Genomic DNA, 26,286 nt, shown 5'->3' with positions numbered 1-26,286 from the left:
ACAAAGGCTGCCCTCGGGCAGCCTTTGTTATTAAACCAGATACTCGAAAAGAGTCTGATCTTTATTTATTTCTATAAAGTCGAATTTATAGGCTTTTAATCTTTCAATGAATGTCTTGTAATCATTCGGATCATTAAGCTCGATTCCAATTAATGCTGGGCCGCGTTCACGTTCTGTTTTTTTGATGTATTCAAAACGCGTGATATCATCTTTAGGACCTAACACTTCAGTCACGAGTAGGCGTAAAGCTCCAGGGCGTTGTGGGAAGCGAACGATAAAGTAATGTTTGAATCCTTCATATAATAAAGACATTTCCTTGATCTCACTCATCCGGTCAATGTCGTTGTTGCCGCCAGAGACGACACAGACCACTTTTTTACCTTTAATTTCTTCTTTGTGAAATTCCAGCGCAGCGATAGACAGTGCACCTGCTGGTTCGACGACAATGGCATCTTTATTATAGAGTTCCAGGATGGTAGTGCATACTTTACCTTCGGGAATAGATTTGATACTATCAAGAACCTGACTGCTGATTTCATAATTCAGAGTACCTACCTTTTTTACAGCAGCACCATCTACAAACTTGTTGATATGTTCCAGTTCAATGGGACCTCCATTTTGAATCGCAGCCTGCATCGAGGGAGCTCCTTCTGGTTCTACACCATATACTTTGGTATGAGGGGTATTCTTTTTGATGTGATATCCGACTCCGGAAGAGAGCCCACCACCACCAATAGGTAAGATGATCGCATCGAGATCAGGTAGATCTTCCAGGATTTCCACCGCTACAGTTCCCTGCCCTTCAATGATTTTAAGATCATCAAAAGGAGGTATAAAAGTCATGTTATGCACTTTGGTATATTCCAGAGCTCCCTTTTGACAATCGTCAAATGTATCGCCGACGAGAATGATTTCGATATTCCCATTTCCCCACATTTCCGTTTGTGTGATTTTTTGGCGTGGGGTAGGTCCCGGCATGAATATGACACCTTTAATATCTAGTCGTTTACAGGAGAAAGCAACCCCTTGAGCATGATTGCCTGCACTGGCACACACAACTCCGCGCGCACGTTCTTCATCGGTAAGACTGCTGATTTTATTGAATGCGCCACGCAATTTGTAGGATCGAACGACTTGAAGGTCTTCTCGTTTTAAGTAAATATCTGCACCATATTTTTCAGATAGATGCAAATTATATTGCAAGGGTGTGCGTATTACCACATCCTTTAAGCGGGCTTTCGCCTGCAGGCAATTTATAGGTAAGGTAGCTAAATCAAAGCTCATTGTTTTGTTGTCTAGTTTGTTTGGGGTGAAGTTTGTTTTCGATATAGTATTTAATTTGATTTCGAACCGTAAAGGTTATGGGATCATGATCTCTTTTTGAAAATAGAGGTATACTTTTGATATTGGAATTAATGCCGATATAATTTAATAATTTCTTATTTTGATCATAGAAGACGAATAAATAGGTAGGTTGTATTAGAAAAAGGCTAGGAGGGAAATCTCTTGTCCAACCTGTGGCGTATCCTGCTGAAAATTCGTTGTTGTTTTTATTCGTTTGTATAAATCCGAGATAGTCTTTATAATGTATTTCTGCAAATTTATAGGCATTCTCTGCATTAGCACTATTTAATAAAATATCCGATAGCTCTATTATGTTATTTTCATTTAATGTAATAGAATCTGAAGCCGTTTTAATCCAAGTATTGACTAACGTATCATATGAGAAAGGAAAGGGGACCTCTTTTGGTAAATTTTTAAGTGTAATGCAACTGTAGAGCTTTGTAAAGCTGCTGTTTACAAAAGGAGGTTTCGTTAATCTATCTTCATATTTAATATAAACCCGTTCAAGATATTCTTCTTCAAAATCAGTCAACTTTTTTCTTTCTTGTCCATAAGCTTGCGTCCTTATAATTATAAGTAGGTAAGAAAGAGCTATGGTAAGTTTTAAATTCATTTTAAATGAAGGTACTGTCTAAAAAATCAAACTTATCGTTGTTGGGTAACGATAGATCAACTTTTTTAGACAGTTTTTGTAATTATTTAATCAATGAAAGCAAGTCTTCGTCGTTGATGTCTTTTTTGGCATCTGCCAGCGTTAAAAAGCGTTCATATGTACTCGCAAGACTTTCTTTGTCTAGGTGATGACCTAGACGCTCTAGGTGATGCTTTAAGGCATGACGTCCCGAGCGTGCTGTTAAGATGATATCAGCTTCTTCTAGACCGACATCTTCCGGACGGATGATTTCATAGTTTTCACGATGCTTTAAGAAGCCATCCTGATGGATACCCGAGCTGTGTGCAAATGCATTTCGGCCCACAATAGCCTTATTCGGTTGGACAGGCATATTCATCATCTCCGAAACTTTTCTAGAAAGGGAGGTAAACATCTTACTGTTAATATTCGATGTCAACCCTCCGAATGTTTGGTTATGGACTTTTAAGATCATTGCAACTTCCTCCAGTGAAGTATTCCCTGCACGTTCGCCTATGCCGTTAATGGTACATTCAACTTGACGAGCGCCATTTTGGATAGCAGCAATAGAATTTGCCGTTGCTAGCCCAAGGTCATTATGACAATGTGCCGAGATAATAGCTTGATCAATGTTGCTCACATGTTCTGTTAGGTATTTAATCTTGGCCCCATATTGGTCTGGTAAGCAATAACCATTTGTATCGGGTATATTTACTACGGTAGCACCTGCTCTGATGACAGCCTCCACCATTTTCGCCAAAAATTCCAAATCAGCACGTCCGGCATCTTCCGCATAAAATTCTACATCTTCTACATAAGATTTAGCATGTTTTACAGCTGTAACAGCTCTTTCCAGGATTTCTTCTCGCGTACTATTGAATTTATACTTGATATGCATATCCGAAGAGCCTATCCCCGTATGGATACGTGGACGCTTAGCAAATTTTAAGGCTTCAGCGGCGACATCTATATCATTTTTATTGGCGCGGGTCAAAGCACAGATGATGACATCATTTACAGCTTTGGAAAGCTCTACCACCGATTGAAAATCTCCTGGGCTAGACACCGGAAATCCAGCCTCAATAATATCGACGCCTAGATTTTCTAGATCTTTCGCTATTTCGATTTTTTCCGTAGTGGTCAATTGACATCCTGGAACCTGCTCGCCATCACGTAATGTCGTGTCGAAGATGTATAAGTGATTAGGATCGTGTAACATAATTTTTTAATTTAAAAGTTAAAATCAAAAGCTAAAATCGCTTCCATAAGCGGTCCTTGAGCTTTTTTAATCGACTATGTTTATACTTTGGTTATTTCTACTTTAAAAATTCAAGTACTTTTTGTCCCATTTCGTTTGTTCCTAAGATCATATCTTTAGGCGTATTGTTGTTGGCAATGTCACCTGTTCTCCATCCCGCTTTCAAGGTATCTGCAACTGCTGATGTTACTGATTTCGCTTCTTCTTGTAAGCCAAATGCGATATCCAACATTAGAGCAGCCGAAAGAATAGAGGCCAATGGATTAGCTTTATTCTGACCGGCGATATCGTGAGCAGAGCCGTGTATAGGTTCAAAAAAACCTGTTCCGTCCCCAATAGATGCAGAAGCTAACATACCCATAGAACCAGCAATCTGTGACGCCTCATCCGTCAGGATATCGCCGAAGAGGTTTGCCGTAAGAACTACGTCAAATTTTTTCGGATTTTTAACTAGTTGCATCGCCGCATTGTCAATAAACATGTGTTCTGTCTCAACATCTGGATACTCAGCGGAGATTTCTTGAACGACTTCTCTCCAAAGACGAGACGTCTCTAGAACATTCGCTTTGTCCACCGAGCATAATTTTTTACTGCGTGTACGAGCCGCTTCGTAAGCTTTTCGTGCAATACGTTCCACCTCATAACGGTGATAATTCATTAAGTCGGACGCGAAGGTATTATCTTCATTACGCTTTTTTTCGCCGAAATAGACATCTCCAGTCAGTTCACGGAAGAATAAAATGTCCGTTCCACGTAACACTTCAGGCTTTAAACTTGAAGCATCCAATAGCTCATCAAATAGTAAGATGGGGCGTAAGTTGGCATACAAACCCAGTTCCTTACGTATTTTAAGGAGTCCTTGCTCTGGGCGTACCTTCGCTGAAGGATCATTGTCATATTTAGCATGTCCTATGGCGCCAAAAAGAATCGCATCAGAAGACTTTGCTTTTTCCAGCGTTTCGTCAGGAAGCGGATTGCCTGTAGCTTCGATGGCGGTATGTCCCATGATAGCTTCGTCAAAAACAAATTCATGATTATTTTTTTGAGCAATAGTTTCTAAGACTTGCTTTCCCCATGTAGTGACTTCTTGTCCAATTCCATCACCTGGAATAATTAGAATATTTTTCTTCATTATATTTTCTTTACGCTCGTTTTACAATATTGCGCTTTCTTTTTCTAAAGCGCTTTTTTGTTTTATATTATATGTTGTGGTCTTCACTTCTCCTCTTTCCAATACCAATTTATGATCAATACAGCTCGGTAACTGACTTTCGTAATGCCCTACATAAATAAGGGTTGTGCCGTGTTGAGCGAGCTCATCGACGACAGCATTAAAGTAACTTGTCTGCGCAGCATCTAACCCCTGACAGGGCTCATCCAATACCAGCAGTGGCGGATTCTTAATGATCGTACGGGCCAATAATGCTAGGCGCTGTTGACCGAGAGGGAGGTGTTGTAGTTTTTGATTTTTGAAAGCTGTCAATCCAAAGAATTCTAAGAGTTCTTCGATCTGTTGTCTCTCCTGAAATTTAACATCGATAAACCAACCGATGCTATCATAAAAGCCTGAGGCAAGTGTATGCCATACGGTGGCGTTTTGGTCAAAGTACCAGTGCATCTCCGGCGAGATGATACCGATTTTCTTTTTGATATCCCAGATACTTTCACCTGTACCCCGCCTTTGGCCAAAAAGATGAATGTCTAGCCCGTAAGACTGTGGATGATCCCCGTTGATCAGGCTCAATAGGGTGGATTTGCCCGACCCATTAGGCCCCTGCAAGAGCCATTTCTCACCTGTCTTTACCTCCCAGGATATATTCTTCAAAATTTCTTTTTCTCCATATCGGATAGAGACGTTATGGAGCTGGGCTATATAACGATAATCATGTTGAGGTGATGAAGCTAAGAATCCAGGGAAATTCATCACTTCTCTTTCTGGATTTTTGGACAATAGCTCGGGAGTATCCACCTGTTCTATTTTACCCTCTACGATATGAACAAAGCGATTTATAGCGCGTGGTAACTGCCTATCATTACTGATTAACATAAGCTGTACACCTACTTTAGCAAGATCGTCCAGCCAATTGTTCAGCGTGATTCGGGATTGCGCATCCAGTCCGGTATAAGGCTCATCGATAATCAATAATTCCGGCTTAGACCATAGCCCTTTGATAAGCTGAAGTTTCTTGTGTTCTCCGCTAGATAGCTCAATAAGCTGTGATTGCAACATGTCCTTAAACCCGAAATCCACAATTCGCTCCTGTATATCAGAGAGGTTGAGATTTTCTTTTTGGGCATGATGTTCCAGTTCAGCTAATACTGTTAAGGTATCATGTCCCTGATGTCTATTATAGCGTTGCTGATAATAGAAATTGCGGTCTCCCTCTAAATTGGTAAACTGGTACCAATTGGAAATGTATAATGCTTTTGCAGGATTAGCCGCTGCAAAAGCCTTCGCTAGCGTCGTCTTACCAGAGCCACTTTCGCCTCCTAAAAGATAATGTTCACCTTTGTTTAATACCCAAGTCAGATCATTCAATACTTTTTTATCTTGGTATTGAATAGTTAAATCTTGAATGTACACAAAAGGCTCTGTCATCTATCTCTTAATAAAAGGAAAAGGGTCTTGTTTGTTCAAATACTTCTACTTCTTTTGAGTGACTTAAAATGAAATCGATATCATCATAGCCATTTATTAAGCAGGATTTTTTGTAAGGGTTTATTTCAAACTCAAAGGTATCACCTGTAGCCAATAGCGTCACGGTTTGTTTTTCCAGATCCACCTCGATTTCAGTCGCAGGATCAGCGAATACTGTAGCGAATACTTTTTCTAAAAACTCTTCGGGTACAGTGATTGGCAATACACCATTGTTGAGGGCATTACCTTTGAAGATATCTGCAAAAAATGAGCTGATTACGACATTGAAGCCATAATCTTCTATAGCCCATGCGGCGTGTTCGCGCGAGGATCCGCAACCAAAGTTCTTTCCAGCAACCAGTACTTTGCCGGTAAAAGTGGGGTCATTTAATACGAAATCTGCCTTAGGCTGATCATTCCCATCAAATCGCCAATCCCGGAATAAGTTATTTCCGAAACCTTCACGTGTCGTTGCTTTCAAGAAACGAGCAGGAATGATTTGATCGGTATCAATATTTTCAATAGGTAATGGAACTACCTTTGAAGTTAGTTTTTCAAATTTTTTCATCTGTATATATTTAATACGGCTCTTACTTCTCTAAGTTTTAATGTCATACTTTGGGCTTCGTTGTCCGCCCAGTTATTGTAGTCCTCAATTGCTTCTAAACGATTCTCGTTGCTGAGGTACCCTTCATCGACCATCTGTCTTGAGCTGGCTAAATTGGACCAGATTTTGATTTTTGATTTGTGCGACGGAATGCTGCTCTCGTAATGTTCATCCGCATTGAAAACCTCTATCTGATCAAAGCCATGCTCTTCAAGGATATCTGCCATATCAAATCCGATCCTATTGTTCATCCCCGCATCTTTACGCCACATCAAGAACATATTATAGAAATTTTGCATGCTTTTGGGGATTTTTGGTGTCCAATCGATCATTTCATGATTATAATCAAGAATCGAAACTACGCCATTAGGCTTTAGCAGCGTCTTGATCTTATCAATGGCTTGTCCTATTGTCGAAATCCATTGAAAAGTTCGCGCTGATACAATTAAATCAAATTTTTCCTCCGAATCAAAATCAAGCACATCGCAATGGAGCAATTCTAAGTTTTGAACCTCGGCATATAAGTTCTGACCTTCCGTTATAAAGGATGCGGTATTGTCGATACCAACAACATAGCCAGTCGGACCAACACTATTAGCAATATCTCTGGTGATAGCTCCTGTTCCGCATCCGATATCTAGAACGCGGAGACCTGGCTTTAGGGCAGACATCAACGTACGATAATCTTGCCCCAAGGATCTTTGGTTAAAAATACTATTGGCAGACTGGGATTCCCGATGGATCACCTTATTTTGAGATACTTCTACTGTTTGGCAAATATGACACATTTCTTCTTCCGTCCTCCTCGATCTATATTAATTCTCTTACATCCACAACTTTTCCTGCAATAGCTGCCGCTGCTGCTGTCAATGGGCTCACCAACATCGTACGTGCATTAGGCCCTTGACGCCCTTCAAAGTTGCGGTTTGATGTTGATACACAGTATTTCCCTGCAGGGATTTTATCCTCATTCATACCCAGACATGCCGAACATCCCGGTTCACGCAATTGAAAACCAGCCGCTTCAAATATTTTATCAATACCTTCTGCTTTCGCTTGTGCTTCGACTTGTTTCGATCCCGGTACGATCCATACCTCCACGCTATCCGCTTTCTGTTTGCCTTTTATAAATTCCGCTACCTGACGTAAGTCTTCGATGCGAGAGTTTGTACAGCTACCTATAAACACGTAGTCCACCGGTTTATTCAAAACCTGCTCGCCATCATGAAAGCCCATATAATCAAGTGCTTTTTGGTACGAAGGACGTTCATTATCCGGTTGAGATACCGTAGTTGGAATTGTTTCAGTAACACCTATTCCCATTCCAGGGTTTGTACCATAGGTAATCATAGGTTGGATATCAGCCGCATCAAAAGTTAATACCGCATCAAAGTTCGCGTCTTCATCCGAATATAGGGTCGACCAGTAAGATACCGCTTTATCCCAATCCTCACCTTTTGGAGCAAATTCACGCCCCCTTATATAATCAAAAGTAGTTTGATCGGGAGCGATCAGACCACCTCGTGCACCCATCTCAATACTCATATTACACACTGTCATACGACCTTCCATGCTTAATGAGCGGATCGCAGAACCTGTAAATTCTACAAAGTAACCCGTACCACCGGCAGCAGTAGTTTTTGAAATGACATATAATATAATATCCTTGGCACTTACACCTTTACCCAGTTGTCCATTAATTTCGATTTTCATGGTCTTAGGTTTTTGCAACAGCAGGCATTGTGTAGCAAAAACCTGCTCTACCTGAGACGTACCTATACCAAACGCAATAGCACCAAAAGCACCATGTGTAGAGGTATGACTATCACCACATACCATGGTTTTTCCGGGTAGTGTGATGCCTAGTTCAGGCCCGATAACATGTACAATACCTTGATAAGGATGTCCTAATCCATATAATTCTATCCCAAATTCCTTACAGTTTTTGGTCAGCATATCCACCTGATAGCGTGATAATTCTTCTTTAATTGGCAGGTGTTGATTTAAAGTTGGGACATTGTGATCAGCCGTAGCCACGGTTTGTTTCGGACGAAACACTGGAAGGCCTCTCTTGCGTAACCCGTCAAATGCCTGAGGTGACGTCACCTCATGGATAAGATGGGTGTCTATATACAATATATCAGGGAACCCTTCTTGCTGCTTGACGACATGTGCATCCCAAATTTTTTCTACTAATGTTTTTCCCATTTTCTCTCTTTTTTGTTAAAGTTACGAAGGTTATGGGAGTTATGAAAGTGATGATACTTTCTTAATCCCATAACCTCTATAACTTTTGTAACCTTCCTAACTACCCTAATCTATATTGTTTTAATAGCTTTCATTGCAGTCATTGCTTTGCGCAATTCACGTCCTACTATCTCAACAGGATGGTTACGTAATACTTCATTGATTTGAACCAATCTCACATTATCTACAGCCGCATCTTTTCCACTGTTAAAATCTTTTCCGACTACATCTGTATCGATTTTTGCCATGAAGTCATTCAGTAATGGCTTACAAGCTTGGTCAAATAGGTAACAGCCATATTCTGCTGTATCCGAGATGACACGATTCATTTCAAATAATTTTTTACGAGCGATTGTATTCGCTATCAATGGTGTTTCGTGCAGGGATTCGTAGTATGCCGACTCTGGTTTGATACCCGCTTCAACCATCGTTTCAAAAGCCAACTCCACACCGGCCCTTACAAAAGCAACCATCAATAGGTAGTTGTCAAAGTACTCTTGCTCTGCAATTTTTACATCACCGGCAGGGGTTTTTTCAAAGGCAGTTTCTCCCGTTTCAGCTCTCCATTTCAATAGATTCGCATCGCCATTAGCCCAGTCTTCCATCATGGTCTTACTGAATTCGCCAGACATGATGTCATCTTGGTGCTTTTGGAATAGAGGACGCATTATGTCTTTCAATTCCTCAGAAAGCTCAAACGCTTTCACTTTTGCAGGATTACTCAAACGGTCCAACATACCGCTTACTCCACCATGCTTTAAAGCCTCAGTGATTACCTCTACACCATATTGTACCAGTTTAGAAGCATAACCAGCATCGATACCTTTTTCGATCATTTTATCGAAAGATAGGATAGAGCCTGTCTGTAATAAGCCACAAAGGATTGTCTGTTCGCCCATAAGATCAGATTTTACCTCAGCTACGAAAGAAGATTTTAATACACCTGCACGGTGTCCACCTGTACCTACACAGTAAGCTTTAGCTTCAGCCCATCCCTTGCCTTGTGGATCATTTTCAGGGTGTACAGCGATGAGTGTTGGCACCCCAAAACCTCTCAGGTATTCCGCGCGCACTTCCGAACCTGGACACTTAGGCGCCACCATGATGACAGTGATATCTTTACGGATCTGCATACCTTCTTCCACAATATTAAATCCATGTGAGTAAGAAAGTGTAGCGCCTTGTTTCATCAATGGCATTACTGTATTCACTACGGAAGTATGTTGTTTATCGGGAGTTAGATTGATGACAAGGTCTGCTGTCGGAATCAACTCTTCATAAGTACCTACAGTAAAATTATTATCTGTTGCATTTTTCCAAGAGTCTCTTTTTTGTTCAATAGCTTCTTTGCGTAAAGCGTAAGATACATCAAGTCCACTATCTCTAAGATTTAATCCTTGGTTTAAACCTTGTGCACCTGCACCTACGATAACGATTTTTTTACCTTTTAAAGCTTCCACACCGTCCGCAAACTCGGACGAATTCATGAATTCTGCAATACCCAATTGGTTCAATTGCTCTCTAAGAGGTAAGGTGTTGAAATAATTTGCCATTGTTTTTACTATTTAAAGTTTTTCTCTGTTTAGATTTAGTTATTTATTGTTGATTATTCGGTTTTGCGCTATCGCGTATCCATAATGTAGATTATCATGCCCCGCAGACAGTTGGATTATTTCCTCGATAGCGGACAACGTTTCTTTGTAGGTGTCAGTAGCGAATGGTATGATTTCCTTAAATACCCCCGCGTTGTAATCTTTTCTTATTTGCTCAATAGTCGTTATTGCTAACCTTTTTAAGTCGTCTACTTCTTCTTGCGTAACTGTATAAGTCGGCTTTGAGCCCTTAACATAGGACTTGAGGTATTTTACCATAGCGGTGTCCGTACTTACTCCGCTTCTTAAATAACATAAAGCCGGCGTGACTACGACGATATGGCCAAAATTCCAGATGATATTGTTGTTGAAACCCGTTGGTATCTCATTAAGTTGTTCTATGGTCAAACTGTCTATCAATTGAATGAAAGCCCTACGTGTCTGTATTATGAATTTAAATGTATTTTCCATGTTGTTGTTATCAAGTTACGTCGTTAAGAAGTTATGTAGTTACGAAGCTATGTAGTTATCGAGTTATAAGGTTGTAACCTTATAACCTCATAAGCCCTGTAACCTTGTAGTCTTACATCGTAAATACTTGATCCTGTTGGTCTAAGAATTCGTTCTCTACAATCTCTGGAGCAGGCTCTTCACGTTCAAACTGTTTTAGTTTCGTATGGAATCCCGCACTATCTTTGATAATTGCGATTCGCGCTCCTCTGACAAATTCGATTAAGCCGTATTTTGTTAGCTCTCGTGTTAGTCGATCGATTTCTTCTCGGTGACCAGCAGTCTCAAAGACGATATAATCCGGACGTATAACCACCACATTCGCGCCATATTGACGCAATAAGCGCTCTACGTAGACCTTCTCGTTCACGACATCTGCTGGCACCTTGTATAAAGCCTGCTCTTGCCAGATCAATTCCTCATTCGTATTGAAGTACGCTTTTAGGACTTCCACCTGTTTTTCAATCTGACGACACAGTTTGCGTACCACCTCTTCGCCTTCCGATATTAAGATGGTAAAGCGGTGGATACCTTCAACCTCTGAAGGAGAGGTGTTTAAGCTTTCTATATTGATTTTACGGCGAGAGAATATATTCGATATACGACCGATCATACCGATCGAATTCTCTGTATATATAGTGATGGTAAATTCTTGTTTTTCCATTTTATTTTAATCTTATTTCTGAGACACTCGTCCCTTGTGCAACCATGGGGAAAACATTATTCTCTTTGCCTACCATCACTTCCAATAAGTAGGAGCTATCGTGGTTTAACATCGTTTCCAATGCACCACGAAGGTCTTTGCGTTCAGAGATTCTATTTCCATCGATATAATATCCTTTTGCTACCGCGACGAAGTCAGGGCTTGTAATGTTGACAAAGGAGTAACGTTTGTCATTAAACAATTGTTGCCATTGGCGTACCATACCCAGAAACTGATTGTTCAGGATCAATATCTTTACTTTTGCTCCAAATTGCATGATCGTTCCCAGCTCCTGTAGTGTCATCTGAAAACCACCGTCACCAATAATAGCGATTACATCACGATCTGGTGCACCATACCAAGCTCCGATAGCGGCAGGTAGTCCGAACCCCATAGTTCCCAAACCGCCGGAGGTGACATTTGATTTAGATTGATTGAATTTCGCATAGCGGCAGGCAATCATTTGATGTTGACCGACATCGGTTGCTATGATAGCGTTACCACCTGTCAATTCGTTCAAAACATTGACGACTTCGCCCATGGTTAGTATGTCACCTTTCGGGTTTAGTTCATCTTGGATGACTTCTTTAATTTCCTCTTTCTCCAGCTCGCGAAATTGTTGTAACCATGCAGCATGGTCGCCTTTATTGATCAGTTCAGTCAATAGGGGTAATGTTTCCTTACAGTCGCCCCATACTGGAACAGTAGCTTTTACATTTTTGTCTATTTCAGCAGGATCTATATCCAAGTGCACGACTTTCGCTTGCTTGGCATACTTGTCCAGACGTCCTGTCACCCGGTCATCGAAGCGCATTCCAACAGCAATGATTACATCACACTCGTTGGTCATGACATTGGGTGCGTAATTACCATGCATGCCTAGCATCCCTACGTGTAGGGGATGGTCAGTTTCCAAGGCGCTTAATCCCATGACGGTAGTCGCGGAAGGAAAGCCTCCTTTTTCGATAAACGTCTTGAATTCCTGTTCGGCCTTTCCGAGTATGATTCCCTGTCCAAAAAGAACAAAAGGTTTCTTTGCTGCATTGATTACCTCGGCGGCTTGTTGTATATATTCTTTCCTTACGATAGGAGCAGGACGGTAAGAGCGGATATGAGTACATTTCTCATAACCTAAATAGTCGAATAGCTCTATTTGCGCATTTTTAGTAATATCAATTAAGACGGGACCTGGTCTTCCAGTGTTAGCTATATAAAAAGCTTTAGCTAGTGCTGTAGGGATTTCGGAAGCTTCTGTTACCTGATAGCTCCATTTGGTGACCGGAGAGGTAATGTTGATGACATCTGTTTCCTGAAAAGCGTCTGTACCTAATAGTGACGCAAATACCTGTCCTGTAATGCAGACGATAGGGTTACTATCAATCATAGCATCAGCCAATCCCGTGACCAGATTCGTTGCACCAGGACCACTTGTTGCAAAAGCTACACCTACACGTCCTGACGTACGTGCATACCCCTGTGCAGCATGAATTCCACCTTGTTCATGGCGTACCAAAATATGCTTCAATCGATCATTGTAATCATACAATGCATCATAAATCGGCATAATGGCGCCACCTGGATAGCCAAATACGGTATCCACACCTTCGTGGATTAAAGCCTCCAATACGGCTTGTGAGCCGGTCAATTGGGAGGCTTTCGCAGTGTTTTGGTTTTCCTTTGTTTCGGTTTTTTCCAGTGTACTCATTTTATTAGTTAGTATTTAGATTTTAGTATTGCCTATCAAGATGTCCGTATCGCAATACGCACATCTCTTTTTATAAATCCGTTACACAGCCTTGCGAAGCATTCGCTACTGTTTTAGCATATTTATACAAAACACCTTTACTCACTTTTAGAGGAGGCTGTTTCCATGCCGTACGGCGTTCTGTTATTATTTCATCCGAGACCTTTAGACTTATGGTGTTGTTCACCGCGTCGATTTCTATGGTGTCATCGTCTTGTACGAGTCCTATAAGACCTCCTTCGTATGCTTCAGGGGTAATATGTCCGACAACAAAACCGTGTGTCCCTCCAGAGAATCTGCCATCAGTAATCAATGCTACAGAATTACCAAGACCCGCGCCGATGATTAGTGCCGTTGGTTTGAGCATTTCCGGCATACCTGGAGCTCCTTTGGGGCCTTCGTTTTTAATGACAATCACATCACCTGGTTTAATGCGTCCCGAAGAAACACCGGCAACAAGGTCGTGTTCTCCATCAAAAACACGGGCAGGACCGACAAATTTTTCGCCTTCTTTGCCCGATATCTTAGCGACAGATCCTTGCTCAGCCAGATTGCCATATAATATCTGTAGATGCCCTGTTTGTTTGATCGGCTTGTTTAGTGGCTGTATGATCGGCTGTTCATAGTCTATGATCGATTTGACGCCTTCTAGATTCTCAGCAAGCGTTTTTCCAGTCACGGTCAAGCACTCACCGTGCAATAGCCCCTCATTCAACAAGTATTTTAAGACAGCAGGGACACCACCATAATTGTGTAGATCCTGCATTAAGTATTTCCCTGACGGTTTTAAGTCTGCTAATACAGGCGTCTCGTCTGACATACGTTGGAAGTCATCCGGTGTAATCTCTACACCTACGGCATGTCCCATGGCTATAAAGTGTAATACAGCATTTGTCGAACCACCTAAGATTACGATCGTACGGATAGCATTTTCGAAAGCTTTACGTGTCATGATATCCGAAGGCTTTATATCTCTTTCCAATAGAATACGGATATATTTCCCAGCTTCAAGACATTCTTTTTTCTTTTCTTCAGATACAGCTGGATTGGAAGACGAGTATGGTAAACTCATGCCCAGTGCCTCAATTGCCGACGCCATCGTGTTTGCTGTATACATACCACCGCATGCACCAGCACCGGGACAGGTATGGCGTATCACGCCGTCATAGTCTTCATCAGATATGGTACCTGCAACTTTCTTTCCCAAGGCTTCAAAAGCCGATACAATATTCAATTCTTCACCTTTATAATGGCCAGGAGCTATTGTCCCACCGTATACCATGATAGCTGGGCGGTTTAGTCTACCAATTGCCATGATAGCTCCAGGCATATTTTTATCGCAGCCAGGTATAGCTACTACGCCATCATAGTACTGTCCACCGCAGATTGTCTCAATACTGTCGGCGATAACATCTCTCGATACCAATGAATAACGCATACCATCGGTACCATTGCTCATCCCATCACTGACACCGATAGTACCAAATGTTAACCCCACAAGGTCATTGGCCCATATACCTTTTTTAACAATTTGTGCAAGGTCATTTAAATGCATGTTGCAGGTATTACCATCGTATCCCATACTGGCAATACCGACTTGAGCTTTGCTCATATCAGCATCAGTAAGGCCGATTCCGTACAACATCGCTTTGGCCGCTGGTTGTGTTTCGTCCTGCGTGAATATTCTACTGTACTTGTTTAATACTTTTTCGTTATCAGATGATGACTTCATAATTTTCTTGTTCTAAAACTAAGTTTTTATATTTTCTTTGGATAGATGAACCTATGCTATGTGCCCACTCTTCTTTATAGATGACATGGTCTACTTGTTTGATCCCGATAATTTCAGCAGCAGTTCCGCTTAGAAAGGCAGAGTCTGCGCCATATATATCCTGGATCGTTAATTTTTTTTCAATAATGTCAAATCCTAATTCTTTACAGATATTAATGACGGTCTTACGGGTGATTCCCGGAAATACATTCTCCAAAGGAGGGGTATATATCTTAAAATCTTTTTCTATAAAAATATTCTCGCTCGACGCTTGAGCTACAAATCCTTCTTGATCCAGTAACAGCGCTTCGTCAAAACCATGACGTAAAGCTTCGCTAGTAGCCAGTATCGAGTTTATATATTGTCCAGATGCCTTCGCTTCTATAGGAAAGGATTTTGGATTCGGACGTTCAATAGTAGAGATATTAACCCTAAGCAGATTCTGTCCTAGATAAGGTCCCCATTCCCAGGCTGCGATCATGATGTTAGCCTGTTGCGAAGGAGTGAGATGCATGTTTGATCCCGAAAAGACCAAGGGTCTAATGTATGCCGATCTTAGGTTGTTTGTCTCTAGCAGTTCATAGCTCTTTTCTATGAGCGTACGGTTGTCCCAGTTATAAGGCAATCTTATCGCCTCGCAGGATTTTCTTAAACGTTCGAAGTGCGCTTCTGCTTTAAATATACGGGTTCCATTGTGTGTGTTGTAAGCACGCAGCCCTTCAAAGGCACCATAACCGTAATGCAAGGATTGGCCAAACAGGTCAACTCCAGCTTGATTTGCTTTTACAAATTCGCCGTTAAGATAGACTAATGTACTTTGATTATAGTATTGCATACGCTTACCATTTATTCACTTCCTCAAGTTAGCTCGATTTAAAATTCTATACAATAGGCAAATAGAGTATTTTGAAAAAGTTTATTATTTTATTATGTTTTTATTTTTGTTTTTTTGAAATCTTGAATACTTGTTTTTGCAGAATTTTATTTTGTTTAATATGAACCATAATTAAAATCGGTTCATTTTTTGGGATTTATCATTTTTATAAAATTCTGCCAATTTCTTCCTAAAATCGCAAAATGACACATTATTTTTTTAAAATTGCTGGTTTATAAAGCAAAAAAAAAGCCCTTAAAACTTGAAGTCTTAAGGGCTTTTTTATTATCGTTCTGTTTCTTTATTCTTGCACAATTCCTTCCGCTAAAACGATGATATTGTTGTCCTTTACTTCAACCACACCGCCTTTAATAATAATGACGTGATTGACATTACTAATATCCTTAATAATGACTTTTCCGTCGTCTAGCGTAGACACAATAGCAGCATGGCCTTTCAAAATTTGAAAAGAACCTGCCGATCCCGGTACAGTGACAGCAGTCACGTCGCCTTCGTAAGCTAATTTGTCTGGAGTTATTATTGTTAATTTCATGCTTTGATAGTATTAAGTAGTTAGTACTTAGTATTTAGAATATATTTTTCTAATGGATAGTAAGACAAGATATCTAACTACTATATACTAAATACTATCTACTCTATATTAAACTGCTTCTGCTAATAATTTCTTACCTTTCTCGATAGCGTCTTCAATTGTACCTACCAAGTTGAAAGCTGCTTCTGGGTATTCATCTACTTCACCGTCAATGATCATGTTAAATCCTTTGATGGTGTCTTTGATATCTACTAGACAACCTTTTAAACCTGTAAATTGCTCTGCTACGTGGAATGGTTGCGATAAGAAACGTTGTACACGACGAGCACGGGTTACCGTTAATTTATCTTCTTCTGACAATTCATCCATACCCAAGATCGCAATAATATCTTGAAGTTCTTTATAACGTTGAAGAATTTCTTTTACGCGTTGAGCAGTGTTGTAGTGCTCATCACCTAAGACAGCAGGGGATAAGATACGTGAAGTTGAATCCAATGGATCCACCGCTGGGTAGATACCAAGCTCAGAAATTTTACGAGACAATACTGTAGTCGCATCCAAGTGAGCGAAAGTTGTCGCTGGAGCAGGGTCAGTTAAGTCATCGGCAGGTACGTATACGGCCTGTACGGAAGTGATTGATCCATTTTTAGTTGAAGTAATACGCTCTTGCATCAATCCCATCTCTGTCGCTAATGTAGGTTGGTAACCTACAGCTGAAGGCATACGACCTAATAAAGCAGATACCTCAGAACCAGCTTGTGTAAAACGGAAGATATTATCGATAAAGAATAAGACGTCACGTCCTTGACCTTCGCCATCACCATCGCGGAAGTACTCTGCAATAGTAAGACCTGATAATGCTACACGAGCACGCGCACCCGGAGGCTCATTCATTTGACCGAATACAAATGTACATTTAGAGTCTTTCATTAACTCTGAATCTACTGTATTTAAAGGCCATTCACCTTTTTCCATGCCTTCCATGAAATGCTCTCCGTATTTGATAATACCAGATTCCAACATTTCACGAAGTAAGTCATTTCCTTCACGTGTACGCTCTCCAACACCGGCAAATACGGAAAGACCACCGTGTCCTTTTGCGATATTGTTGATTAATTCTTGAATTAATACTGTTTTACCTACACCAGCACCACCGAATAATCCGATTTTACCACCTTTTGCATAAGGCTCTAAAAGGTCAATTACTTTGATACCTGTGAAAAGAACTTCTGACTCTGTAGAAAGATCGTCAAATTTAGGAGGAGTGTTGTGTATAGACCGTCCGTTTGTTTTGTCCAATTCAGGAAGGCCGTCAATCGGCGAACCGACTACGTTAAATACACGACCTTTGATCTCTTCACCAATAGGCATTTTGATCGGAGCACCCGTATCAACTACTTTCATGCCACGTACCAAACCTTCTGTTGCATCCATCGCAATCGTACGAACACGCTCTTCACCAAGGTGTTGTTGAACTTCTAAAACGACACGTTGTCCATTTTCTTTTTCAATGTACAATGCATCGTAAATCTTAGGAAGATTTTCATTGTCGGCAAAGTTGACGTCAACCACTGGGCCGATAATCTGCGCTATTTTACCAATATTGGGCATATTATAGGGACTAAAATTTATTAATCTATTTATAAACAGCTATTTTCATAGCTGTATTTTGGAATGCAAAAATAAGGTATATCTATTTAAAAGCAAAACATATAAAAAAATAAATAGGAAGTTTTTTTGAAGCTATTTACGAATCCCTTTTTAACTGCTCGTCCAGTAGTTGTCTTTTTAATAATTGCTCTTTTTCCATAGCCTTCTTTTTGTACTGTGCAAACTCATTTTGAGCCTCTTCAGCCGTTTTTTTATGTTCTACGGTGTCTACTTTGGCTTTACGGAAAGAAATAAGCATCGTAAAGAAGCCAATACCCAATACGGCAATGATTACCCATACTAAAGTGTGGTATGCGCCTTTGGCGAAATCTATTCCGAGAAAAGAGATGCTGTCTGTTTTTTGTTTTTCGGTTTGTAGTTCGGTTTGGACTGAACCCAACGAGTCTCTTAAGCCTTTTACCGTAGCGACTGACGAAGAAGAGTTGTTTTTAAGAGACGCGATTTCTTTTGTGTATTTAGAGATGGAGTCACTTACATTTTTCTGTATGATTTCTATATTAGATTTTCTTATTATTTTAAAATCAGCATCTTGAGATCTGGACTGAGCCAACAGAACTTGAAATTGTGTGGTTAGGTTTAAGTTAGACTGTAATTTTTGCTGTAAGGTCAATTGTGCGAAGCTGTGGGATACTAAGAATAGAAAAACTAAAGATAAAATAGACTTATGCATAGTTAGAAATAGATAAATGATGTTAAATACATCATAAATGTCCTAAATATAATGAAGGAATACAAGAAAAATTAAACTTTCATGATTCAATTGAATCATGAAAGTTCTTGATGGCCTTTGAAAACGGACACTTTCAGAATAAAAACAATAAATGAATAAAACCGTTAGATCGTAAAATAAAGTAACGATCTAACGGTTTTATTCATTTAACTATTATTCTGATATTATTATTTTAGTATCGGCAAAGGGTATTCTTTCATGATGCCGGAGACTACTTTAGGTAGTTCGTTTATTGCTTTTTCCGGTTCATTAACCTCTGACGTACCTCTAGCTTGCCAGATAACATTATTTGTTTTGCGATCGATGGCCTCAAAGATAATGTGACCGTATCTCACTCTTTCTTTAGCAACCGGATAAGAACCACCATAATAGCCGCCCCAGCCCCAGTATCCACCCCATCCCCAAGGGCCACCCCATCCCCAGCCTCCATAATAAGGGGTGCTGTATATCATTCTGCTTTTATTGTTGACAATGGCAATATAGCGGAACAAAATATCCGGGTTATCTTTCGAATAGGTTAGACCACGAGCTTCAATTTCTTTGTTGGCTGTAGTCATAATATTACCCTTTGCAATATCATTGTTGTAATAGTCTTTGGATAGGGAATCCAAAGGCGGTAACCAGCCATAAGTCTTGAATTGACTGAAGTCGAGATTTTGAACACGCGTTGTATGGTATTTGTGCGAAGAACAAGATGCAAACGCTAAAAGTACAAATGCTGTTATAAATAGTGCTAAATTTTTCATATTTGCTTAATTTGATTTTAACCTGCAATATGGAATATCCCAACGAAGTTTATTCGTGATATGACGGACCGTGCTACATGGATATTTCATAACCAAACCTAATTATATACGGTATGACTGCTTGGAATTCAAAAGGTTTAACGTTTAGAAAGAAAATTTTGCAACTAACGGCATTTGTCTCCCTGAACCAAAAGCTTTTGGGCTTACTCTCAATATGGGGGGGGCCTGAAATCGTTTGAACTCAGCGTTATTTACCAATTTCGTAACTCGCCTGACTAGCTGCTCTTCAAAACCTAAGTGTATGATTTCAGACCCGGATTTTTCCAGTTCAATCAATTGGTAGAGGATAGCGTCTAGTATGGCGTAATCCGGCAGTGAATCCGAATCTTTTTGATCAGGCCTCAGTTCGGCAGAGGGAGGTTTTACGATCGTATTGATAGGGATGATTTCCCGCTCTCTGTTGATATATTTAGCCAATTCATAAGCTTGAGTTTTATACACATCGCCAATTACACTTAATGACCCCGCCATGTCACCATATAGGGTGCCATAACCAACAGCTGCTTCGCTTTTGTTGGAGGTATTAAGAAGGATGTGACCAAACTTGTTGGAAATAGCCATTAATAAGGTGCCCCGGGTGCGGGCTTGTATATTCTCTTCTGTCGTGTCTGCCGATAAGCCCTTGAAGGCATCACTTAAAGTTTCTTCAAAAGATTGAGCGATCTCTTTTATGGGTAACACGAGGTGTTGACAACTTGTATTGTTTACCAGATCCAATGCATCTTTAAGAGAATGCTCGGTAGAATAGACCGAAGGCATTAATACGGCCAATACATTATCTGCACCTAAGGCTTCGACGGCTAGAGCTGCTACGATAGCAGAGTCTAATCCGCCCGATAGACCTAATACGGCTTTTTTAAACCCCGATTTGGAGAAATAGTCCTTCATACCCAAGATCAAAGCTTGATGTATACGGGCAGTTTCTGTTAGCTCTTCGGGTCTAAAATCAATATTAGGCTGTAGATCGCCCCTTTCTAAGGTAACATATTGCAGATCCTCTTCGAAGGCCTGGAGTTCAGCAATGATGGATGCACTTTTAGTCATAGCGAGTGAACGGCCGTCGAAAATGATATCCGTGTGAGCACCAACTTGATTGACATATATTAAAGGCGCATTAGCCTTCAAAGCATTTGCGCTCAGTACTGCTATGCGTTTTTCGTAATGTACGTATGAAAATGGAGACGCTGCAATATTAATGATGAGATCCGGCTTTTCCTGGGCCAATTCCAGCATCAGATCGCCTTTATAAGAATTGTCTTGGTCATTGTCCCATAAATCTTCACAAACAGTGAGTGCGATTTTGAGGTCAGATAGTTCAATACAGTGTAGATCGCGGTTTGGTTCAAAATACCGGTATTCATCAAATACATCGTAGTCCGGGAGTAAGGATTTTTTGTAGCTATTTTGTACTTTACCTTTAGACAGAACTACCGCTGCATTGGACAAGGCTTTTCCTTCTTCCCTGCCATTACGTATAGGAGCACCTATAATACAGTCGATAGTATCACAGCGCGTTGCGATCCGGGATAAGGACTGTTGACATTGATCCAGGAAAACAGCGTTACGCAGAAGATCTTTTGCCGGATAGCCCCCTATTGCCAGCTCAGCAAATACGATAAGATTTGCGTTTGCTTGTTTGGCCAGGTCAATGGCTTTAAGTATTTTTTCTTCGTTTTGTTCAAAATTACCAATATGATAATTAAGCTGGGCTAATGCTATCTTCATACCTGTTTTAACTTGTTTTCCGCTTTGTTAGATTCTTTTGTTTAAAAAAGCAAGCCTATATTTACTGCTGCATAAGATGATCTTGGCTTGCCGTCTTTTATAGCTCTCGTAAAGCCATTATTGAATGTCAAACCGGTCATAAATCCCATATCATTGCCCAGTCTCCATTCCGCACCGCCACCAATCTGAAGACCTAGGCGGAATAAATCTGCGCCGCTCATAGACCGTTTGTCATCACCCTCATACTTTTCTTTCGCCGATACTTTTACACCCGCCGTAAAACCAAACTGTCCATAGAATCTGCCGAGCTCATTTTCTGTGCTTTTTAGTTTGATTGTCAACGGTACTTCTACGTATTTCAGCGAAATGTCTTTATAGTCAGGGATAGCAAAGTCATTTTGATCAATATTTAGGAATACAGGCTCTGTGCGGCTGTTAATGGAGTTGATTAATAGCCCCGTAGAGAAATAGTAATTTTTTGCGAAACCAAGGTCGGCAATTAGACCGTAAGAAAAACCGAGTTTAGGACTAGACTCCTGATCGTTCTCGTAACGCAACCAGCCAAGATTCGGATTTACACTAAGACCTAAACGTATATTTTTTTCTCTACCGCTGTAGTAGCTCTGTGCGTAAGCTTCCTGTGCTGAAATAAAGATGCTACATATAAAAATGAAAGAAAAGAAAGCCTTTGTAATATGGACCATAGTTTTTAATTGTTATATAAATTATATTTTTGTGTTTTAAGTTGATAGCTATGTATCTGAAACTATTGCAAAAATATTCCTTTTTTTTAATTATTACTCTTTTCCACGTCACAATAAGTTCCTGTAGTCAGGAAGACGCCATAAAAAGGCCGGACGTCTCCAAGATAGATCTCGCTGTTAAGATCGAGCGCTTCGATCAGCGGTTTAATACATTGAAAGACCCGGATATCATGCTTAAAAATAAGGAATGGCAGCAAGAATATCCTTATTTCTATTCGGACTACCTGAATCAAATGCTAGAAGTAGGCGATCCGAAAGATAGTTTGATACTGGCGGATCATTTACGCGAAATCCTGAAGAAAAAAGATTTTATAGATCTGGCTTATGAAGTTGCGCACAAATTCCCGAATTTGGATAAGCAGGAAAAAGAATTGACGAAGGCATTCAAGTATATTAAGTATTATTTCCCCGCATATAAGATACCTCGGTTTATCGCTTTTATGGGAGGTTTCTCCTTTCAGACTCCGATTGGAGAAGATTATGTTGGAATAGGATTGGATATGTTTTTAGGTGCCGATTCCAAATTTTATCCAGCGTTGGTGCGTTCTATTCCACTGTATATGTCGCGACGGTTTACCCCCGAAAACATAACACCACGTGTGGTAGAGACCGTACTGCGTGAAGAAATCCTTCAGCAAGATAATGTCAATCAGAATACGTTGCAGCACATGCTGTACAACGGGAAGATATTGTATGCGATGGATGTGTTGTTGGAGGAGACTTCCGATGAGACAAAAATAGGCTATACGCCGGAGCAGCTTGCATGGACAAAGAAATATCAGCAAGATATCTGGGCCTGGTTTCTCCAAGAGGGGCTTTTGTACGATACGGATTACCTAAAGACGCAAAAATACTTTACGGACGCACCTTTCACTCCAGAGCTGGGCGAGAATAATGAATCAGCACCCAAGTTAGGTTCTTATATAGGCTGGATGATGGTACGCAAATATATGGAGCATCATCCCGAAATCGACCTTGCAGCGCTTTTCAAGGAGAAAGACGCACAAAAGATATTGGAGCAGTCTAAGTTTAAAGGTAAATAATAAGAGGACATTCTCAGCCGTTAAGCTGTAACTGTACCGACATAAATACTGTCTATTCTTTGATTGCTATGATCTGTTGCGACAAAGCCAAGGTGGATATGATAGAGCTTATCCTTGTCAGGAGAGGCTGGAATAATCATATCTTCTTGTCTATGTGTTAGATCTTTATTCAAAATATCGCCGCAGACATCAAGATTTGGATCTTCGGGTATAGCTATGAAAAGCGTACGAAAGAAGCCATCACCGTTAACTGTCTTTGGATCGTAATCCCAATGGCAACTTAGTATGCCATCTTCATAGGTTATTGTCGCTCCTGTCAATGGGGATCCAATTCCTTTACTGATGTGGAATAAGGAATGGTCGATGTAAAAACCATTGTCGTCAGACTTTACGGCATTGTTTAGAGTGTAGGACATTGCCGAGTTGAAGGCAGTCTGGTTCTTGCTATAATTGTGAAATCCAAGTCTTAATACCTCCGTAAGGTTACTTAAAAACTTTTGCGTGTAGCCAAATTTGCCTCGATTTTTTTTCTCATCTGTTGAGAGTTTACGTTTTTTATTGACTCGAGGTCTGCTACGGACACAATCTTTATCTTTCCATTTATAATATACGAGAGGCCCAACTTTCCCTCTAGCAGATCCCATAGGTCCATTTTCAGTTTTTCCCATCTTACTTTAAGTTTATTTAGTTGATACTAAATATACTAAATAATAGGGGACAAGTTAATATCTACTTATATTTTAAAACAAAATAAATCAGGATACTACATGTATGTAACAAGGAGATTATTCGTTTCTATCCGAATGAAGTCCGTATAATCTCCGTATAATGTTCGAATAAAATACCTATTATATAATAACTTGTACTCGAGTTGATACCTAGTTAATCCCTAGAGGGCTGTAGGGGGAGGTAGGGAGGAGGATGGTGAAAAGGTATACAAAATAAAAACACAGTGCCCAATTTTTGGGACACTGTGTTTTTATTATTATTTTAAATGCCTTTATTTATTGGGGTTATGATCTTTTATGCTGACCACTTCAATTTCAAAATATAAGGGTGAATTTGCGGGTATTGTACCCACGGAGCTATTACCATAGGCAAAATAAGAAGGGGTTATTATTCTTATTTTACTCCCTTTCTGTAGTCCCTTTAAAGTAAGGCCACCAATTTTATGTTCGCCTATGCTTTTTGGCATAAATGCATAGTACCAAGCAGAGATATAGTCCGTTGTTTTTCCTGACATTCCGGCTTCAGATGTATTACTATCAAAAACAGTTTCATTGGATATTAACTTGCCTGTATATCGAACCGTAATATCCGCAGGACGAACCATTTTCGTGTTATATCCGTTATAGACAGTGTCAATAACCTTGTATTCGTAGCTCCCTTCTTCCCCAGGGTTAATTACTTCAAACCAAATTCCTGTGGTGTCACTAGAAATGTTCATGTTGGGATATTTACTTTTAGCATATGTTGCTATTATACCCTTTTCTTCTTCAAATCTAGTGGCAGCATCAAAAGTGTCTTCATTTTTACTACAAGAGCTGATAAGTAGGATCAAGCCGAAAGCAGAGACTATGTTCGTTAATATTTTTTTCATTTATATATTTACGTGTTTTGGTTTTGTGATATAAAAAAGAGAAGACAATTGTCTTCTCCTTTAAATATAAGTCTTTTTTTACTTATTGAATACTTAATACTTCAAAGTCATAAACAAGTGGCGAATTTGCTGGGATTGCTTTATCTCCAGTTTGACCATTGCCTCTTGCTCCGTACGCCCAATATGAAGGTGTTACTACAATAATTCTACTTCCTTTTTTCAAACCATTTTTAGTTAGCCCACCAATAACTCTAGTATCCTGCTCGTTTACTCTGATATTATATGGGAAGAATGATAAATACCATGCGGTATTGATTACTTTCGAAGCATTAGTGCTAAAATCATACTCTCCACCACCTTCGTTTTCAACAAGAGTTCCATTTTCTAAAGTTGTACCATCTAATAATCTTGCTGTATATTTCAAGGTTACTTTTGGAGCAACAACTGGTAAACCGTAGCCAGAGGTGTTAATTTGGTATTTATATGCCTGCTCGTTCTCATCGCTTACAGCTGTGATTACTTTATACCACAATCCTCTTTTAATGGTTTTGCCTAAATAGTTGTAAGTAATCTTCAAACTATCCTCTTGAAAAGTTTCATCTATGTAATTCTCAATTATCGCTCTATCTTTGGTGAAAATAGAATCTATAGCTTTTTCTTGTTTTAAATTATCTGCATCATAGTCATAATCGTCTTTACTGTTACAAGAGGCAAACATCACAGTACCAACTGCAGCGAACAATACGGTCTTAAATAGATTTTTCATTGTATATAAATTGTTTTTTAGTGGCAATAATATACACCTGGTTTTAGCCTAGGGATATATACGTTTATAAATTTAATTGTTATTTAACGGTTAAAACGCTAAAATTAAATGAAGCGCTACATAATTTTGTTAAAATTAGTAAAATTTTAACAACTGCTTTAAAACTAGGCACTTTGTTTTCGTCTTATATCCCTTAAATCTATTTACTATTCCACTTTAGAGCAGTTCTTTTTCTAGGGTATATAATAACTCGTTTATCTGTTGTGGGCGTAGTACTCCGCCATGTCGAAAACGTACCTGGTAGTTTTTGTCCAATAGTACCCACGTTGGAAATGCCAGTTTATTGGGGCCATTTAACGTTACTGCTAGCTCATGGGTACCGACATGGGCACCGGTAGGTTTGAAGACGTATTCCTTTCCTTGAAATTGGATAGGATCTTTACTTTCCGCGTCAAATTCTACATAGTAGAATAGATGTTCCATTTGAAGGAACTTTTTGTTTTTGCGGATTTGTAGTTTTTGCATCTGGCAATATTGACACCATTCCGTAGAAAGTAAGACCAGGACTGGTTTAGCATCATGCGTTAATAGACTGTCGACATATGCAATGGATATCGGTTTTATTTGTGACAGGCTAGTGCCTGTCACAAATAAAACCGATATTAAAAGTAAAGCTCGTATGTGGGATAGATATTTCTCCATTAACAAT

At 39.9% G+C, this 26,286-nt stretch carries 25 protein-coding genes; 1 reads left to right on the top strand and 24 read right to left on the bottom strand.

All coding sequences use genetic code 11. The annotated features are described in order from the left end of the window. Positions 1 to 30: 30 nt before the first annotated feature. From ilvA to G7B18_RS09230, 20 genes are all read right to left on the bottom strand, one after another. Positions 31 to 1,284, bottom strand: coding sequence for a threonine ammonia-lyase IlvA (gene ilvA / locus G7B18_RS09325; RefSeq protein WP_164109361.1), 1,254 nt, complete (start codon positions 1,282 to 1,284; stop codon positions 31 to 33). Then, positions 1,274 to 1,957: a hypothetical protein gene (locus G7B18_RS09320; protein WP_164122433.1), complete on the bottom strand. Its 684-nt coding sequence runs from the start codon at positions 1,955 to 1,957 to the stop codon at positions 1,274 to 1,276. Before G7B18_RS09320 ends, ilvA begins: the two co-directional genes overlap by 11 nt. 82 nt (positions 1,958 to 2,039) lie before the next feature. Next, positions 2,040 to 3,194, bottom strand: a complete 1,155-nt coding sequence (locus G7B18_RS09315; protein ID WP_164109356.1) for a 2-isopropylmalate synthase — start codon at positions 3,192 to 3,194, stop codon at positions 2,040 to 2,042. Between the two features lie 97 nt (positions 3,195 to 3,291). Continuing rightward, positions 3,292 to 4,365: a 3-isopropylmalate dehydrogenase gene (gene leuB, locus G7B18_RS09310; RefSeq protein ID WP_164109354.1), complete on the bottom strand. Its 1,074-nt coding sequence runs from the start codon at positions 4,363 to 4,365 to the stop codon at positions 3,292 to 3,294. 21 nt (positions 4,366 to 4,386) lie between these two features. Continuing rightward, positions 4,387 to 5,832, bottom strand: coding sequence for an ATP-binding cassette domain-containing protein (locus G7B18_RS09305; protein ID WP_164122431.1), 1,446 nt, complete (start codon positions 5,830 to 5,832; stop codon positions 4,387 to 4,389). Between the two features lie 7 nt (positions 5,833 to 5,839). Continuing rightward, positions 5,840 to 6,439 (bottom strand): 3-isopropylmalate dehydratase small subunit, encoded by a 600-nt coding sequence (gene leuD, locus G7B18_RS09300; RefSeq protein ID WP_164109349.1) that lies wholly within the window; start codon positions 6,437 to 6,439, stop codon positions 5,840 to 5,842. Further along, positions 6,436 to 7,266 (bottom strand): class I SAM-dependent methyltransferase, encoded by an 831-nt coding sequence (locus G7B18_RS09295; RefSeq protein WP_164109347.1) that lies wholly within the window; start codon positions 7,264 to 7,266, stop codon positions 6,436 to 6,438. Before G7B18_RS09295 ends, leuD begins: the two co-directional genes overlap by 4 nt. 22 nt (positions 7,267 to 7,288) lie before the next feature. Then, positions 7,289 to 8,686, bottom strand: coding sequence for a 3-isopropylmalate dehydratase large subunit (leuC, locus tag G7B18_RS09290; RefSeq protein WP_164109345.1), 1,398 nt, complete (start codon positions 8,684 to 8,686; stop codon positions 7,289 to 7,291). Positions 8,687 to 8,796: 110 nt separating this feature from the next. Then, complete coding sequence (gene ilvC / locus G7B18_RS09285) at positions 8,797 to 10,278, bottom strand: ketol-acid reductoisomerase (protein WP_164109343.1); 1,482 nt, start codon at positions 10,276 to 10,278, stop codon at positions 8,797 to 8,799. 39 nt (positions 10,279 to 10,317) lie between these two features. After that, positions 10,318 to 10,788, bottom strand: a complete 471-nt coding sequence (locus tag G7B18_RS09280; protein ID WP_164109341.1) for a DinB family protein — start codon at positions 10,786 to 10,788, stop codon at positions 10,318 to 10,320. Positions 10,789 to 10,900: 112 nt separating this feature from the next. Next, positions 10,901 to 11,491, bottom strand: coding sequence for an acetolactate synthase small subunit (gene ilvN / locus G7B18_RS09275; protein ID WP_164109338.1), 591 nt, complete (start codon positions 11,489 to 11,491; stop codon positions 10,901 to 10,903). A 1-nt stretch (position 11,492) separates the two neighbouring features. After that, positions 11,493 to 13,235, bottom strand: a complete 1,743-nt coding sequence (gene ilvB / locus G7B18_RS09270; RefSeq protein ID WP_164109336.1) for a biosynthetic-type acetolactate synthase large subunit — start codon at positions 13,233 to 13,235, stop codon at positions 11,493 to 11,495. Between the two features lie 70 nt (positions 13,236 to 13,305). Further along, complete coding sequence (ilvD, locus tag G7B18_RS09265) at positions 13,306 to 15,006, bottom strand: dihydroxy-acid dehydratase (RefSeq protein ID WP_164109334.1); 1,701 nt, start codon at positions 15,004 to 15,006, stop codon at positions 13,306 to 13,308. Beyond that, positions 14,990 to 15,880, bottom strand: coding sequence for a branched-chain amino acid transaminase (locus tag G7B18_RS09260; protein ID WP_164109332.1), 891 nt, complete (start codon positions 15,878 to 15,880; stop codon positions 14,990 to 14,992). Before G7B18_RS09260 ends, ilvD begins: the two co-directional genes overlap by 17 nt. 340 nt (positions 15,881 to 16,220) lie before the next feature. Further along, entirely contained in the window at positions 16,221 to 16,472 is a 252-nt protein-coding gene (gene atpC / locus G7B18_RS09255) for an ATP synthase F1 subunit epsilon (RefSeq protein WP_164109330.1), read from the bottom strand. A gap of 108 nt (positions 16,473 to 16,580) precedes the next feature. Further along, the gene (atpD, locus tag G7B18_RS09250; RefSeq protein ID WP_079643312.1) at positions 16,581 to 18,083 is read right to left on the bottom strand and encodes a F0F1 ATP synthase subunit beta; all 1,503 of its coding nucleotides are present in this window, start codon (positions 18,081 to 18,083) and stop codon (positions 16,581 to 16,583) included. Positions 18,084 to 18,219: 136 nt separating this feature from the next. Continuing rightward, the gene (locus tag G7B18_RS09245; protein WP_164109328.1) at positions 18,220 to 18,813 is read right to left on the bottom strand and encodes a hypothetical protein; all 594 of its coding nucleotides are present in this window, start codon (positions 18,811 to 18,813) and stop codon (positions 18,220 to 18,222) included. A gap of 227 nt (positions 18,814 to 19,040) precedes the next feature. Then, positions 19,041 to 19,619: a DUF4136 domain-containing protein gene (locus G7B18_RS09240; protein ID WP_164109325.1), complete on the bottom strand. Its 579-nt coding sequence runs from the start codon at positions 19,617 to 19,619 to the stop codon at positions 19,041 to 19,043. A 144-nt stretch (positions 19,620 to 19,763) separates the two neighbouring features. Then, the gene (locus tag G7B18_RS09235; protein WP_164122429.1) at positions 19,764 to 21,404 is read right to left on the bottom strand and encodes an NAD+ synthase; all 1,641 of its coding nucleotides are present in this window, start codon (positions 21,402 to 21,404) and stop codon (positions 19,764 to 19,766) included. A 41-nt stretch (positions 21,405 to 21,445) separates the two neighbouring features. After that, a complete protein-coding gene (locus tag G7B18_RS09230; RefSeq protein ID WP_164122427.1) occupies positions 21,446 to 22,108 on the bottom strand; it encodes a porin family protein in 663 nt (220 codons plus the stop codon). Positions 22,109 to 22,158: 50 nt separating this feature from the next. Between G7B18_RS09230 and G7B18_RS09225 the strand changes: the two genes are divergently transcribed. Beyond that, complete coding sequence (locus G7B18_RS09225; protein ID WP_240452819.1) at positions 22,159 to 23,211, top strand: gliding motility lipoprotein GldB; 1,053 nt, start codon at positions 22,159 to 22,161, stop codon at positions 23,209 to 23,211. A gap of 20 nt (positions 23,212 to 23,231) precedes the next feature. Here the strand turns inward: G7B18_RS09225 and G7B18_RS09220 are convergent, their stop codons facing one another. The 4 genes from G7B18_RS09220 to G7B18_RS19215 all read right to left on the bottom strand — a co-directional run bounded on the left by G7B18_RS09220 (position 23,232) and on the right by G7B18_RS19215 (position 26,279). Then, positions 23,232 to 23,879 (bottom strand): DUF6266 family protein, encoded by a 648-nt coding sequence (locus G7B18_RS09220; RefSeq protein ID WP_164122425.1) that lies wholly within the window; start codon positions 23,877 to 23,879, stop codon positions 23,232 to 23,234. Between the two features lie 332 nt (positions 23,880 to 24,211). Then, on the bottom strand, positions 24,212 to 24,811 hold the full coding sequence (locus G7B18_RS09215) for an FKBP-type peptidyl-prolyl cis-trans isomerase (protein WP_164109316.1): 600 nt from the start codon (positions 24,809 to 24,811) through the stop codon (positions 24,212 to 24,214). Between the two features lie 82 nt (positions 24,812 to 24,893). Continuing rightward, the gene (locus G7B18_RS09210; RefSeq protein WP_164109314.1) at positions 24,894 to 25,577 is read right to left on the bottom strand and encodes an FKBP-type peptidyl-prolyl cis-trans isomerase; all 684 of its coding nucleotides are present in this window, start codon (positions 25,575 to 25,577) and stop codon (positions 24,894 to 24,896) included. Between the two features lie 216 nt (positions 25,578 to 25,793). Continuing rightward, complete coding sequence (locus G7B18_RS19215; RefSeq protein WP_164124244.1) at positions 25,794 to 26,279, bottom strand: TlpA family protein disulfide reductase; 486 nt, start codon at positions 26,277 to 26,279, stop codon at positions 25,794 to 25,796. Positions 26,280 to 26,286 lie beyond the last annotated feature (7 nt).

Source organism: Sphingobacterium sp. xlx-130 (genome assembly GCF_011007405.1).
Classification (GTDB): domain Bacteria; phylum Bacteroidota; class Bacteroidia; order Sphingobacteriales; family Sphingobacteriaceae; genus Sphingobacterium; species Sphingobacterium luzhongxinii.
Note: the sequence above shows the minus strand (reverse complement) of the source record. Positions and strands in the feature narration are given on the sequence as shown.